Source organism: Mesorhizobium sp. M0244, from assembly GCF_040321795.1.
Classification (GTDB): domain Bacteria; phylum Pseudomonadota; class Alphaproteobacteria; order Rhizobiales; family Rhizobiaceae; genus Mesorhizobium.
This window is the reverse complement of the sequence record NZ_JAMYSE010000133.1, coordinates 1-14,311: the sequence shown is the minus strand read 5'-3', so window position 1 is coordinate 14,311 and position 14,311 is coordinate 1. Positions and strand designations below refer to the sequence as shown.

Genomic DNA, 14,311 nt, shown 5'->3' with positions numbered 1-14,311 from the left:
GCCGATCGCCGGCGCCATCGGCGCGGTGATCGGCACGCTGGGCGGCGCCGAGGCCCGTAAACGCCTGGCCGCTGCCTTCGGCAAGGATCCGCCCGCCGCCTTCATCGAGGACGCGGTGGCGATCGTCGGCGGCCTGTTGATCGTGGCGGCGGTGGCATGACGGCAAAGACATTCGACGCCATCATCATCGGCGCCGGCCAGGCCGGGCCGCCGCTTGCCGGCCGGCTGACCGCGGCCGGCATGAGCGTGGCATTGATCGAGCGAAAGCTGGTCGGCGGCACCTGCGTCAACACCGGCTGCATGCCGACCAAGGCGATGGTGGCGAGTGCCTACGCCGCGCACCTCGCCCGCCGCGCCGCCGATTACGGCGTAACGCTCTCCGGTCCGGTCGGCGTCGACTATCACGCGATTAAGGCGCGCAAGGACAAGGTATCGAACGATGCCCGCGGCAATCTCGAAAGCTGGATCGCCAGCATGGATAAATGCACGCTTTATCGCGGCCATGCGCGTTTTGAATCCGCCAACACGGTGCGCGTCGGCAACGACCTGCTGAGCGCCGAAAAGATATTCCTCAACACCGGCGGCCGCGCTTCGGTGCCGGACCTGCCCGGCGTCCACGATATTTCGTATTTGACTAATTCGTCGATGATGGATCTGGACGAGCTGCCGCGCCATCTCATCGTCGTTGGCGGCAGCTACGTCTCGCTCGAATTCGCGCAGATGTTCCGCCGTTTCGGTTCAGAGGTCACGGTGATCGAAAAGAGCCCGCGGCTGATCGGCCGCGAGGACGAGGACGTCTCGGACGCCATTCTGTCCATCCTCGAAAACGAAGCCATCACCGTCCATCTCGGCGCCGACGACATACGCTTTGTCAAACATGGCAACGAAATTGCCGTGACCTTTTCGGCCGGCAAGGCGGCTGCGGTCGGCTCGCATGTGCTGCTGGCGCTGGGCAGGACACCCAACACCGACGATCTCGGCCTCGACAAAGCCGGCGTCGAGCTCGACAAAAATGGCTTCATCGTCGTCGACGACCAGCTCCGCACCAGCGTTCTCGGCATCTGGGCGATGGGCGACTGCAACGGCAAGGGCGCCTTCACCCACACCTCCTACAACGACTACGAGATCGTCGCCGCCAACCTGCTCGACAACGATCCGCGCAAGGTCAGCGACCGCATCGAGGCCTATGCGCTCTATATCGACCCGCCGCTCGGCCGCTGCGGCATGACCGAAACCGCGGTACGAAAGTCCGGCCGCCGCGCCCTGGTCGGCCAGCGGCCGATGACCCGTGTCGGCCGCGCCGTCGAGAAAGGCGAGACCCAAGGCTTCATGAAGATCCTGGTCGATGCCGACAGCCAGGAAATCCTCGGCTGCGCGGTGCTCGGCCCGGGCGGCGACGAGGCGGTGCACTGCGTGCTCGACCTGATGTACGCCAAGGCACCGGTCAGCACGCTGGCGCGCGCCATGCACATCCATCCGAACGTCTCGGAGCTGCTGCCGACCATCGCCGGGGAATTGAAGCCGCTGGTGTAAGCCGGACGTATCTCGCGACCCTCGCGCATCCTGCCGAGCAGGCTCATTGCGCCCATAGCGCCGCTGGCTGGACCAATCGACAAGCGCGCCGGCGACGGGCATGCCTTCCGAACTCTTCACGGAGGACAGCATGCAGAAATCCATCGAACGCATCGCCGGCGACAGCGAAGGCGTTTCCTACGAATTTCCCGTCTTCCGCTTCGCCGGGTCGGACAGTACCGCGCCTTCCGCCTATCTGCAGGCGGCGCTTCATGCCGGCGAATTGCCGGGCGTCGTCGCCATCGACGCGCTGGTGCCTATGCTGGCGAAGGCGGAAGCCGAAGGCCGCGTCAGGGGCAATATCACCATCGTGCCCTGGGCCAATCCGATCGGCCGCGCGCAATATCTTTACGGCGAGCACCAGGGCCGCTTCCATCTGGGCACGCGCACCAATTTCAACCGCGCCTTTCCGCTGCTCGCCGCACCCGACATCGCGCTCTTGCCTGCGCATGGCACGGTCGACCAGCGACTGAAGACGCGGCTGCTGCAACTCTCCATCGGCCGCGACATCGTGCTCGACCTGCACTGCGATGACGAGGGCCTTGCCTATCTCTACGTCCACACCAGCCTGTGGCCAGCCATGGCGGATTGTGCGGCGGCGATGGGCGTCGATGCGGTGATGCTATGGGACGAAGACCCCGACGGCACCTTCGAGGGCGCCTCGATCATGCCGTATCAGAATGTCCCCGCCGACGTCGCGCGCTTCGACCGGCGCGTCGCCACCACGGTTGAATATCGCGGCATACTCGACGTCGACGGCGCTCTGGCCGGCGCCGATGCCGAAGGGCTCTACCGGCTGCTGGTGGCGCGCGGCGTCATCCTGGATCGGGCGCTGTCACCGCCCGGCGGCTTTGCCGGGCCCAGTCCTTTTACCGGTATTGTCGCGCCGCTCGAAAACATCGATATGATGCCGGCGCCCCGCTCGGGCGCGATCCTTTATGACGTGAAGCCGGGCGACCGGGTAGCCAAGGGCGCGCGGCTTGCCACCATCGTCCATGCGCCCGGTGAGCCCAATGGCCGCACGGAAGTATTGGCGCCGCAGGCGGGCATTATCCTGACACGGCGTTCCCGGCGCATCATCCGTGCCGGCGAAGACCTCTTGAAGCTGGTCGGCGACAGGAAGAGCGCCGATGCAAGGTCGGGGACGCTGGAGGACTGAGGCCTTCATTGAATCCAGTTGCGCGGCCGTCCAATCGCCGCTATGGGAATCGCCATGAATATGCGTTCGATCAAGACCATTTGGTGGTGGGCTCGCTGACAGCGGCCTGTTCGAACGCGTTCGCGTGAAAATAGAGGGTGGCCGCAGCGGAATGTCCGGGCGGCCATTTGTTTTTCAAGCCATTCCCGGGTCCGTTGCCCCAAAGACGCTGATGGAGACGGCAATGACGACGAAAGTTCTGGAGAATGGAGCCGAGCGCTTCGTCACGGCGGGTGGCGTGGCGATCACCCGCCAGCGCCATGATCGGCCGTATGAGGGGGCGATCGACAACTATGTCGATGGCCTGAACTCGCGCCGCGGCGCGGTGTTTTCCTCGAATTACGAATATCCCGGCCGCTATACGCGCTGGGACACCGCCATCATCGATCCGCCGCTGGTGATCTCGGCACACGGCCGCGCCATGCGCATCGATGCCTTGAACAGCCGTGGCCAGGTGCTTTTGCCGGTGATCGGCAAGGCGCTTGCCGGTCTTGACGACGTAACGATCGCCGAGACGTCGCAGAAACTCATCCGCCTCGACATCGCCAAGCCCGGCCGTGTCTTCACCGAAGAGGAACGCAGCCGCGTCCCTTCGGTCTTCACCGTGCTGCGCGCCATCACCGCTTTGTTCAAGACCGAGGAGGACGCCAATCTCGGCCTCTATGGCGCCTTCGGCTACGACCTCGCCTTCCAGTTCGATCCGGTCGACTACAAGCTCGAGCGCAAGCAGAGCCAGCGCGACCTCGTGCTGTTCCTGCCCGACGAGATTCTCGTCGTCGACCACTATTCGACCAAGGCCTGGACCGATCGCTACGACTACTCCGGCGACGGCTTCTCGACCGAAGGCCTGCCGCGCGACGAAATCGTCGAGCCGTTCAGGACCGCCGACCGCATCCCGCCGCGCGGCGACCACGAGCCCGGCGAATATGCCAAGCTGGTGCGCAAGGCGATGAAGAGCTTTGAACGCGGCGATCTCTTCGAAGTTGTGCCGGGGCAGATGTTCTACGAGCGCTGCGAAACCCAGCCTTCCGAGATTTCGCGCAAGCTGAAGAGCATCAACCCCTCGCCCTATTCCTTCTTCATCAATCTCGGCGAGGGCGAATATCTGATCGGCGCTTCGCCGGAAATGTTCGTGCGCGTCAACGGCCGCCGCGTCGAGACCTGCCCGATCTCCGGCACCATCAAGCGCGGCGACGACGCCATTTCCGATAGCGAGCAGATCCTGAAGCTGCTCAATTCCAAGAAGGACGAGTCCGAACTCACCATGTGCTCGGATGTCGACCGCAACGACAAGTCGAGGGTCTGCGAGCCGGGCTCGGTGCGCGTCATCGGCCGCCGCCAGATCGAGATGTATTCGCGCCTGATCCACACTGTCGACCACATTGAGGGACGGCTGCGCGAAGGCATGGATGCTTTCGACGCCTTCCTGTCGCATGCCTGGGCAGTCACCGTCACCGGCGCGCCGAAATTATGGGCCATGCGCTTCATCGAGCAGAACGAGAAGAGCCCGCGCGCCTGGTACGGCGGGGCGATCGGCATGGTCAATTTCAACGGTGACATGAACACCGGCCTGACGCTTCGCACCATTCGCATCAAGGACGGCATTGCCGAGGTCCGCGCCGGCGCCACGCTGCTCTTCGACAGCATTCCCGAGGAAGAAGAAGCCGAAACCGAACTGAAGGCATCCGCCATGCTCTCCGCCATCCGCGACGCCAAATCAGGCAATGCCGCCAGCACCGAACGCAGCACGGCGCGTGTCGGCGACGGCGTCAACATCCTCCTGGTCGACCACGAGGACAGCTTCGTCCATACGCTCGCCAACTATTTCCGCCAGACCGGCGCCAATGTCTCGACGGTGCGCACGCCGGTGCCGGACGAGGTCTTCGACCGGCTGAAGCCAAACCTGGTCGTGCTGTCGCCCGGCCCCGGCACGCCGAAGGACTTCGACTGCGCCGCTACCATCAAGCGAGCTCGTGCGCGCGACCTGCCGATCTTCGGCGTCTGCCTCGGGCTGCAGGCGCTGGCCGAGGCCTATGGCGGCGAGCTGCGGCAGTTGCATATCCCGATGCATGGTAAGCCGTCGCGCATCCGCGTGTCGAAGCCGGGCATCATCTTCTCCGGCCTGCCCAAGGAGGTGACGGTCGGCCGTTACCATTCGATCTTTGCCGATCCGGTGCGGCTGCCCGATGGTTTTGTCGTCACCGCCGAGACCGAAGACGGCATCATCATGGCCTTCGAGCACCGCAAGGAGCCAATCGCCGCGGTGCAGTTCCACCCGGAATCGATCATGACGCTTGGCCACAACGCCGGCATGCGCATCATCGAGAACATCGTCGCGCACCTGCCGCGCAAGGCCAAGGAAAAGGCCGCTTAATTCGAGGGCTCAGTGTTGGGATTTCTTCCCCAGTGACCGCGGTGGATAGCAAAGCCGCCGCCAGGCAGAAGGTCGCCAGCCTCGCCTTCTGGTCGATCGTCGTCGCCTGCGTCGTGCTCGGCCTGAAGCTGGTGGCCTGGTACGTCACCGGTTCGGTTGCGCTTTATTCGGACGCACTGGAATCGATCGTCAACGTCATTGCCTCGGCGGCCGCCTATTGGGCGATCCGGGTCAGCTACAAGCCGGCCGACCAGGACCATCCGTTCGGCCACCACAAGGCCGAGTATTTCTCGGCCGTCCTGGAAGGCGTGCTGATCGTGCTTGCCGCATTGCTGATCCTCAACGAGGTCTGGTGGTCCTGGCAGCATCCCGCCCCGCTTGAGCAGCCATGGACCGGCCTCGCCGTCAACGGCGTCGCAACGGTCATCAATGCCGTCTGGGCCTCGACGCTGATCCGCACCGGCCGGGTCGAAAAATCACCAGCGCTGGTCGCCGACGGCAGGCACATCATGACCGACGTGGCGACCTCGGTCGGTGTGTTCATCGGCCTGGTCGGCGCCGTGCTGACCGGCTGGCAGGTTCTCGATCCGGCTCTTGCCGTGATCGTGGCGCTGAACATCCTGTGGCAGGGCTGGCACGTCATCGGCTCGTCGATGAACGGCCTGATGGACCGCGCCGTCGACACTCAGGAACATATCCGCATCCGCGACATCATCTCGGCCAATTGCAAGGGCGCGCTCGAGGTCCACGATCTGAAGACGCGAATCGCCGGCCGCGCCACCTTCATCGAGTTCCATCTGGTCGTCGACGCCGACATGTCGGTCGGGGCCAGCCACGTCATCTGCGACCGTATCGAGGACGCGCTGCAGGCCGAGATTCCTTCCGTCCGCGTCATCATCCATGTCGAGCCCGACGACGAGGCGAAACTGCCCAAGGGCACGACGGCCGTGCCCTTCGCGTGAAGCAATTCACCACGTTTCGATTGCGAGATCGTTGATCCGTTCGAATTCCCGTACATTGCGGGTGATCAGCGTGAGATTTCGGGCACGCGCCTGCGCGCCAATCAACGCATCATAGGGGCCAATCGGGGTTCCCGACGTCGCAAGCACTGCCCGAATCTCGCCGGCATGCCTTGCATCTTCCCGATCGAATTCGAGAACCGGGAACTGGAGTGCTTCGATGCGCGACAGATTGTCGGTCTTTCGCTGACTCTTTTGAGCACCATAGTAGAGCTCGTGCACTACAATCGCCGACATTGCGAAATCCTGCGGGCCGTGGGACGTGAGCCGCGCCAGCAGGTCCGCATCGCCTTTCATAACGGCAATGACGGCATTGGTGTCGAGCAGATAGATCACTTGAAGGTCTCGTCCAAAGCCGGTCGATGCTGCTCAGCCGGACGTTCCAGCGCTGCCTCGGCGAAATCGTCATCGAGCGGACCGATCACCTTGTCGAGCCAAGCCCAGTCCTGCGCAAGCGGTTCGAGAATGACACCTTGGCCATGGCGGCGAATCGAAACCTCATCGGTTTCGAAGCGGAATTCCTTTGGCAGGCGAACCGCCTGCGAGCGACCTGACCAGAACACCTTTGCCTTTTCCATCGCGCTCAGCTCCTAAAAAGATATACGGCAAAGATATATACCGTCCCCATGGATGACAAGATGGCCGACCAAATTTCACGGCCCGCACGCGGCCTGCGGCATCGGCTCCAGCCGGTAGACCTTGTCGTCGGAGCTGGTGTCGTCCTCCGCCGAGCACAAATCGACGATCGGCAGGCCGCTGTTCGGGTTGGCCAGCATCATCGTGCCGTTGGCGCCGCGGCGAAGGAAGACCTCCTTTTGCGCGATATCGCAGGAGGCACCACCCGTCTTCGCGCTCGCCGCGCAGCGCCATTGGTCGCCCTCGCCCTGGCAGTTATAGACCTGCGTGACCTTGGCCGATTTCTGCCGCGTGGTAACCGAAACGGCGATATCGGCGCCGCTTGGCCAATTGGCCGGATCGCCAGCTCCGGCGAAAGACGCCAGCTCGACCGGTCCGCGATAAACCCGGATCGTCTGCGTCAGCTGATCGGGATGCGAGCCGAGATGCGCGGCATCGTAGTCACGACCGTAGCAGAAGGCCTGGTCCGGCTTCAGCCGCTCGCGCAATGGCGGGCCAAGTGCCGGATCGATCGGGTCGATGCGCGCGAACTCCGCCTTGCAGGTCGCGGCCGGCATCGGGTCGAGCCTGAAGCCGTTGTCGTCCTTGCCCAACGCCTGCCGTTCGTACTCCGCCTTGCCGAGCTCGTCTTCCGATCCCGCGTCTAGATAGAGGTCGGGCTGCACGTCCGAGACGATCAGCCGGCCTTTGTCGTCGACCTTCAGCGAAGCCATGGTGCGATCGCAGTCCATGCCGCAATGGATCGGGCCGGTCTTGCCGTCCTCCGACTCATGACTGCACCAGCCGCCGAGCCATTCCGGCGCCTTTGCGCCGCGCACCGTCGTCGCCATGAAGCCATTGTAGGAGGAATCGACGCCGGTGCTTGGCTCCTCGTTCGGCCGGCTGACCGGATCGCGGCCATAATAGAAGAAGATGCGCGTCACCTTCTGGTGCGGATGCGACTTGAGATGCGCGGGGTCGTAGACGCGGCCGAAGCAGGCGTCCTTGCCGTCCGGGCTGAGCTCGGTGAGTCTGAGCGTGTCGTCGGCGAAAGCAGTGCCCGCGACGGCGGCAAGCAAGGCAACCCCAAGTCGGGCGCCCACAATGGTCCCCATTATGGTCCTCGACGTCATGCTACCCCTCCGTTGCCCCGACAAGACGTGGCGTCAATTTATGCTAGGATCGGGGCCGAGGCCACGCAATTTGCGCGGGCCGGCAAATAGGAGATGAAGCCATGCGACGCCGCGATATTTTCCGCGTCGGTCTTGCCGGGGCCGCCGGGCTTTTCGGGCTGCGCCCCATCAAGGCCGCAGCCATTGAAGTCAAGGCCGTAGAAGAGGAAAGGCAAAAGGTCGCCTATCACCTCAGCGATCTCAACAAGGTCAATTTCGTGCTCGGCAACATCAAGAACCACTTCGAAGGCACCGACGGCAAGGTCGACATCGCGCTTGTCGTGCACGGCCCAGCACTTGCTGCCTTCAAGTCGAAGGGCATATCCGCCGCCATTTCCGGGCGTTTCGCCGGCCTTGTCCAGGACGGGCTCAGCCCGCACGCTTGCGCCAACACCATGCACGGCATGGATATCGGCCTGGCCGACCTGCTCGACGGCTTCCACGCCGCCGACAGAGGCGGCGTCGTCAAGCTCGCCGAATTGCAGCGCCAAGGCTACGCCTATCTGCGGCCATAGGCTTTTACGGACTTGAACGCGAGGACTGCGAGGGCCTACGAAGAGCAGGCAGAGTCCCCGGAGGAATAGACGTGCCAGCCACCACGACCACCACCCTTGTCAGCCCCACTCTGGTCATCCCCGACCTCGCAGGAAAGGCGGTGCTGGTCACCGGCGCCTCGACCGGCATCGGCGCGGCGCTTGCACTTGCCTACGCCGCGCAGAAATGCCGCGTCGCGCTGCACTACAATTCGAGCCGGGTGGCTGCCGAAAACCTGGCCGCGACCATTCGCAACGGCGGCGGCGAGGTATTCCCAGTTCAGGGCGATTTCTCGATCCCCGCCGATGTCGAGCGCGTCGTCGAGGACAGTGCGCAACAATTCGGCCGGCTCGACGGCCTCGTCAACAATGCCGGCGGCATGCTCGGCCGCGTGCCCTATGCCGAGCAGACCGAGGCGCATTACGACGCGGTGATGGACCTCAACGCCCGCTCGGTGCTGACAGCTTCGCGCAAGGCGATCCCATGGCTGAAGCGGCAGGGCGGCTTCATCGTCAACACCTCCTCGATCGCCGCGCGCAACGGCGCCGGTGGCGGCGCCGGCCTTTACGGCTCGGCCAAAGCCTTCGTCTCCAACGTCACGCGCGGCATGGCCAAGGAGCTGATCGGTTTCAACATCCGCGTCAACGCGGTGGCACCCGGCACGATCGCCACACCTTTCCACGAGCGCTACTCGACCGACGACCAGATGAAGGGGATGATCGCCACCATCCCGCAGGGCCGCGCCGGCACCGCCGAGGACTGCGTCGGCGCCTATCTGTTCCTCTCCTCCGATCTGTTGAGCGGCTACATCACCGGCCAGGTGATCGAGGTGAATGGCGGCCAGTTGATGCCGTAGACGGCGAATTGCATACTCCTGGTCGCGTAATCTCAACGGAGCAAAGCGAATGTACGGACTGATCGGCAAGATGCGGGCGACGCGCGGCCAGCGCGACGCAATGATGGACATCCTGCTCGCCAGCACCGGCGCCATGCCCGGCTGCCTGAACTACATCATCGCCACCGACCCGGCCGATGCCGACGCGATCTGGGTGACCGAAGTGTGGACCGACGCCGAAAGCCACAAGGCTTCGCTGCAGCTGCCCGAAGTCCAGGCGGCGATCGCCAAGGCACGGCCGATCATTGCCGGGTTTGAATTCCAGGTGGAAACGCATCCTGTCGGTGGTTTCGGGCTGGCTGGAGTGAAGGCTGGCTAAGGCCGAGGCGCGATAGGCCGGCGAGACAGCGCCCCCCTCTGGCCTGCCGGACATCTCCCCTACGAGGGGGGAGATTGGCCGTCATCTTGGCTTTCGCCAATCACCAAACGTCACAGGAATGAGCGTGGCGCTGGAACAGCCGATCTCCCCCTCGTGGGCAGGGCTATCGCAGATGGAAAGCCGAGGCTTTCGCTCTACGATGTACCCCCACCCCTAACCCCTCCCCACAAGGGGGAGGGAGACTTCCGTTGGCGCTGACCTCGGCAAATTGCCTGCCTTTCGGCGCCAAAAGGAGAAGCAAGGGTGCGCGGCAGCGTTCCCTCCCCCTTGTGGGGAGGGTTAGGGTGGGGTCCATCTTCGTAAGAATCCAAATGCGATTGCCCTGCCCTCGTGGGGGAGATGTCCGGCAGGACAGAGGGGGGGCGCGAAGGATCGCTACGGATGGCGTGGTGCTATCGCCACCCAAGGCTATTTTCTCCGGCAAAGAGGGTTCGCATTTTTCCCCGACCGGTCTAAGAGCCGGATATGGATTCTTCCCCGAACCTGCCGGCCATCGAGCACCTGGCGCGGATTCACAAGGCCTGGCAGTGGCCGGTCCTGGTGGTGGTCTCGGTGCTGTTTGCCGGCGCGCTGGAACTCGCTGCCCTGCCCGCCGCGCTCTTGATCGGGCCGATGCTGGCGGCCATCGTCGCCGGCACCAACGGCGCCACGGTGCGCGTGCCGCGGGTTCTGTTCGGCTCCGCCCAGGCGGTCGTCGGCTGCCTGGTCGCCAGTTCCATCTCGGCCGATATCTTTCCCGTCTTCTACAGGGAATGGCCGCTGTTCCTTGGCGTCGTGATGGCGACAGTCGCGGCATCCAGCCTGCTCGGCTGGCTGATCAGCCGCTGGCGTATCCTGCCCGGCACCACCGCGGTCTGGGGCTCGTCGCCGGGCGCCGCCACCGCCATGGTGCTGATGGCCGGTGCCTTCGGCGCCGACCAGCGCCTCGTCGCCTTCATGCTGTATCTGCGCGTCATCTGCGTCTCGATGACGGCGGCCCTGGTGGCCAAGCTTTGGGTCGACACCTCAGGCATCGAGGTGCCGGCCATCGTCTGGTTCCCGCCGGTCGATCCGCAGGGCTTGGCCGCAACTTTCGCTGTGGCGCTGGTCGGCGGCCTCGCCGGAAAGCTTTTCAGGCTGCCGTCGCCGTTTTTCCTCGGCACCTTCATTTTCGGCACCCTGATTCATCTCGGGCTCGGCGTGACGATGCAGCTACCGCCCTGGCTGCTTGCTCTCAGCTATACGATGATCGGCTGGAGCATCGGCCTGAATTTCACCAGGGCCATTTTGCGCCACGCCGCCCGCGCGCTGCCGCAGATCGTCGGCTCGATCATTGCCCTGATCGTGTTTTGCGGCGGCCTCGCCTTCCTGATCAGCCATCTGCTCGGTATCGACCCGCTGACCGCCTATCTGGCGACCAGCCCCGGCGGCATGGACAGCGTCGCCATCATCGCCGCCGCCGCGCAGCATGTCGACATCTCCTTCGTCATGGCGCTGCAATCGGCACGCTTCCTGATCGTGCTGTTGGTCGGGCCAAGCGTGGCGCGGCTGGTGGCGAGAAGCCTGAAGCCATAACGGCCTGCCGCATCCGCTCTTGAATCCCTAGCCGGTTTTCCTGAAACCGGACGCACTTTGCTGCCGGGCAACCACATCGGACCAGCCTGCGCACAAGCCTCAAAAATAACTTGACTCAAATACTCAGATTTGAGACCGCCTTCCGGCAATGTTGCACGGAAGAATGGAGACGAGTTGATGCGGACACGGGCGATGACATGGCTCCTAGGGATATCGTTGCCAGGCAGCGTTGCCATGCTCGGCCTGTCCGGGCCGGCGCATGCTCAGGACCAGGGAGGCGCCACCGTTCTCAACAAAATCGAGGTGGATGCCGAGAGCGACGAGATTCTCGTGCAGGACGGCTACGTCGCGAAGAAGGACCGCATCGGCACCAAGACCGACACGCCGATCGCTAGGATTCCGCAAGCCGTTTCGGTTGTGACGCAAAAGCAGATCGAGGACCAGAAGCCACGCACGCTGAACGAATCGCTCGGCTATACCGCCAGCGCCAATCCGAACAGCTTCGGCTTCGACACCCGCTACGACGCCTTCTTCCTGCGCGGCTTCCAGGCCTTCTACAACGGCATGTTCCGCGACGGGCTGCGCCAGTACAACGGCCCCTCGGCCTGGTTCAAGACGGAGCCCTACGGCATCGAGGGCGTCACCATACTGAAAGGTCCCGCATCCTCGCTTTACGGCATCAGCGGTCCGGGCGGCATCGTCAACGTCGTCACCAAGCGCCCCAAGGAAGAACGGTTTCGCGAAGTCGAAATGCTGCTTGGCGAGCACAATCGCTTCCAGGCCGCTCTCGACGCTTCCGGCCCGGTGACTGAAGACGGCAGCATCCTCTATCGCTTCACCAGCCTCGGCCGCACCAGCGATACCGACCTGCCCGGTTATCCCGACGACAAGATCTATCTGGCGCCGGCCGTCACCTTCAAGCCGGACGAGGATACCAAGCTGACGATCCTCGGCGAATATTCGAAATCCGTCACCGGCGGCACGGCTGCATTCTACAATTCGGGCGGCGCTCTGACGAATCTCTATGAGGGCGATCCCGCCTGGAACGACTTCGACCAGACCCAGGGCCGCATCGGCTACGAATTCGAGCACCGTTTCAACGACGTGCTGACGGTCCGGCAGAACCTTCGCTACAGCGCCGTCGACAGCGACATCGAATATAGCGGTCATTATCCGAGCGGCCCGGATCTGAAGCGCTACTGGGGCCACTACACCGAGACCATGAAGAACTTCGTCGTCGACAACATGGCGCAGTTCGAATTCGATACCGGCCAGATCAGGCACACGGCGGTAGCCGGCGTCGACTACGCCTGGTCGAACTATGACGCCGGCAGCGGCCTGTCCTATGTCTCCGTCGACGACATCAAGGCCGCTCCGGTCCCCTACTCCGGCGGGCAGGAGATGAACCAGCTCGGCGCCTACCTGCATGACCAGATGGAGTGGAACGATTTCACCCTGTTCGCCAGCGGTCGTTACGATTGGGCCGATACCACCTCGACCGCCGCCGACTTCACCAAGTCCAAGCAGGACGACAGTGCCTTTTCCGGCCGGCTCGGCCTGTCCTACCAGACCGAATGGGGCATCACGCCCTATGTCAACTATTCGACGTCGTTCTCGCCCAATATCGGCTTCGTCTATGACGACGTCAGCAGCCCTATCGGTCGCGTCGCTCGTCCGACCATCGCCACGCAGAAGGAAATCGGCGTCAAATACGAATTTGCCGACTACAATGCCGCCGTTAGCGCCGCTCTGTTCGACATCGACCAGAAGGACGGCGTCGTCTTCGACGCCTCGCAAGGCATCAACAAGCAGCGCCAGCTCGACCTGAACTCGCGCGGCGTCGAACTGGAAGCCAGCGCCTCGCTCGACAACGGCCTCAGCCTCATCGCCTCCTACACCTATCTGCGCGTGAAAATCGAACGCGGCGCCACGGGAACCGCAGGCAAGGAACTGTCGGCAACGCCAAATCACATCCTGTCGCTCTGGGGCCAGTATCAGTTCGAGAACGGCACGCTGGAGGGGCTCGGGCTGGGCACCGGCGTTCGCGTCGCCGGCTCGAGCTATGGCGACGACACCAACACCTTCAAGAACGATGCGCGCGCTTTCGTCGACGCCTCGCTGTCTTATGATTTCGGCTACCGCAACCCCAAGCTTGAGGGCGTGAAGCTGCAGGTCAACGCCAAGAACCTGTTCGACGGTCAAAAGCCCATCTGCTCGGCCGGCTATTGCTACCGCGACGAGGGCCGCTCGCTGTTCGCCAGCCTTCGCTACCGCTTCTGATGTCGATCGCCGTTTCCAGCCGGACATCGTCGCCTGTCGCAATCGTCCTGGCGATCGGCGCGCTTTATGTCTCGCAGAGCGTGATCGGCGGCATCACCTGGGCGGGCCTGCCGGCGGTGATGCGCGACCAGGGCCTGCCGCTTGATCGGATCGGCCTGGTTTCGCTGATCGCGCTGCCATGGGCGCTCAAGTTTCTGTGGTCGCCGGCCGTCGAGCGCTATCGCCTTCCGCCCGTCGGCAAGAACCGCACCGGCACCATCGTCGCCGCCGGTGGGCTCGTGTCCCTCGCCGGGCTGTGGGCGGTCGGCGCGCTCGGGCCGGAGGCCTGGTGGCCGGTCCTCGCCTGCCTGACCGCCGTCGCCTTCGCCGCTTCGACCGTCGATATTGCCTGCGATGGTTTCGCCGTGCAGAGCCTGGCCAGGGAAAACCACGGCTGGGGCAACGCCGCGCAGGTCGGCGGCGCCTATCTCGGCTCGGCCATCGGCGCCGGCCGGTTGCTGCTTCTGGTCGACGCTTATGGCTGGCGCATCGCCGTTTGGGCGATGGCCTTGCTGCTTCTGCCGCTCGGTCTGCCCTTCCTGCTCGGCGCGGCCGGCCGCGCGCGCGAGGCGACGCGCGCGCCTGTTCCCCGCCGCCTTGACGCGGTGGAGCGTCCCCAAATTAGGCGCGGCCAGGCAGCGGCGGGCCTCGATGTGCCGGTCTCTTTTACACCTCTGCCG

13 protein-coding genes and 1 pseudogene are annotated in these 14,311 nt (G+C 64.1%); 11 read left to right on the top strand and 3 right to left on the bottom strand.

All coding sequences use genetic code 11. The features are described 5' to 3' along the window. The 5 genes and pseudogenes from NKJ08_RS36130 to NKJ08_RS36110 form a co-directional block, all read left to right on the top strand. Window positions 1-160, top strand: a pseudogene (locus NKJ08_RS36130) (DUF4126 domain-containing protein); the annotation flags it as partial. Then, window positions 157-1,533 carry an FAD-containing oxidoreductase gene (locus tag NKJ08_RS36125; protein WP_352523112.1) on the top strand — a complete coding sequence of 459 codons (1,377 nt, stop codon included), beginning with the start codon at window positions 157-159 and terminating at the stop codon, window positions 1,531-1,533. The pseudogene NKJ08_RS36130 and the gene NKJ08_RS36125, both read left to right, overlap by 4 nt. Window positions 1,534-1,663: 130 nt before the next feature. Further along, the gene (locus NKJ08_RS36120; RefSeq protein ID WP_352523111.1) at window positions 1,664-2,731 is read left to right on the top strand and encodes a M14 family metallopeptidase; all 1,068 of its coding nucleotides are present in this window, start codon (window positions 1,664-1,666) and stop codon (window positions 2,729-2,731) included. 223 nt (window positions 2,732-2,954) lie between these two features. Then, the gene (locus NKJ08_RS36115; RefSeq protein ID WP_352523110.1) at window positions 2,955-5,144 is read left to right on the top strand and encodes an anthranilate synthase; all 2,190 of its coding nucleotides are present in this window, start codon (window positions 2,955-2,957) and stop codon (window positions 5,142-5,144) included. Between the two features lie 32 nt (window positions 5,145-5,176). Then, the gene (locus NKJ08_RS36110) at window positions 5,177-6,106 is read left to right on the top strand and encodes a cation diffusion facilitator family transporter (protein WP_352523109.1); all 930 of its coding nucleotides are present in this window, start codon (window positions 5,177-5,179) and stop codon (window positions 6,104-6,106) included. Window positions 6,107-6,112: 6 nt separating this feature from the next. On the opposite strand, the gene NKJ08_RS36105 is transcribed toward NKJ08_RS36110, so the two are convergent. From NKJ08_RS36105 to NKJ08_RS36095, 3 genes are all read right to left on the bottom strand, one after another. Next, window positions 6,113-6,499, bottom strand: coding sequence for a type II toxin-antitoxin system VapC family toxin (locus tag NKJ08_RS36105; RefSeq protein WP_352523108.1), 387 nt, complete (start codon window positions 6,497-6,499; stop codon window positions 6,113-6,115). After that, window positions 6,496-6,741 (bottom strand): antitoxin, encoded by a 246-nt coding sequence (locus tag NKJ08_RS36100; protein ID WP_352523107.1) that lies wholly within the window; start codon window positions 6,739-6,741, stop codon window positions 6,496-6,498. Before NKJ08_RS36100 ends, NKJ08_RS36105 begins: the two co-directional genes overlap by 4 nt. A gap of 75 nt (window positions 6,742-6,816) precedes the next feature. Then, window positions 6,817-7,911: a hypothetical protein gene (locus NKJ08_RS36095; protein WP_352523106.1), complete on the bottom strand. Its 1,095-nt coding sequence runs from the start codon at window positions 7,909-7,911 to the stop codon at window positions 6,817-6,819. Window positions 7,912-8,012: 101 nt separating this feature from the next. On the opposite strand from NKJ08_RS36095, the gene NKJ08_RS36090 reads away from it, so the two are divergent. The 6 genes from NKJ08_RS36090 to NKJ08_RS36065 all read left to right on the top strand — a co-directional run. Next, the gene (locus tag NKJ08_RS36090; protein ID WP_352523105.1) at window positions 8,013-8,465 is read left to right on the top strand and encodes a DsrE family protein; all 453 of its coding nucleotides are present in this window, start codon (window positions 8,013-8,015) and stop codon (window positions 8,463-8,465) included. A gap of 71 nt (window positions 8,466-8,536) precedes the next feature. After that, window positions 8,537-9,340 carry an SDR family NAD(P)-dependent oxidoreductase gene (locus NKJ08_RS36085; protein WP_352523104.1) on the top strand — a complete coding sequence of 268 codons (804 nt, stop codon included), beginning with the start codon at window positions 8,537-8,539 and terminating at the stop codon, window positions 9,338-9,340. A 49-nt stretch (window positions 9,341-9,389) separates the two neighbouring features. After that, the gene (locus tag NKJ08_RS36080; protein WP_352523103.1) at window positions 9,390-9,698 is read left to right on the top strand and encodes a putative quinol monooxygenase; all 309 of its coding nucleotides are present in this window, start codon (window positions 9,390-9,392) and stop codon (window positions 9,696-9,698) included. 525 nt (window positions 9,699-10,223) lie between these two features. Beyond that, window positions 10,224-11,312 carry an AbrB family transcriptional regulator gene (locus tag NKJ08_RS36075; protein WP_352523102.1) on the top strand — a complete coding sequence of 363 codons (1,089 nt, stop codon included), beginning with the start codon at window positions 10,224-10,226 and terminating at the stop codon, window positions 11,310-11,312. A 192-nt stretch (window positions 11,313-11,504) separates the two neighbouring features. Then, on the top strand, window positions 11,505-13,592 hold the full coding sequence (locus tag NKJ08_RS36070) for a TonB-dependent siderophore receptor (RefSeq protein ID WP_352786017.1): 2,088 nt from the start codon (window positions 11,505-11,507) through the stop codon (window positions 13,590-13,592). After that, the coding region (locus NKJ08_RS36065) for an MFS transporter (RefSeq protein WP_352786014.1) at window positions 13,592-14,311 on the top strand (720 nt) is incomplete at its 3' end. The genes NKJ08_RS36070 and NKJ08_RS36065, both read left to right, overlap by 1 nt.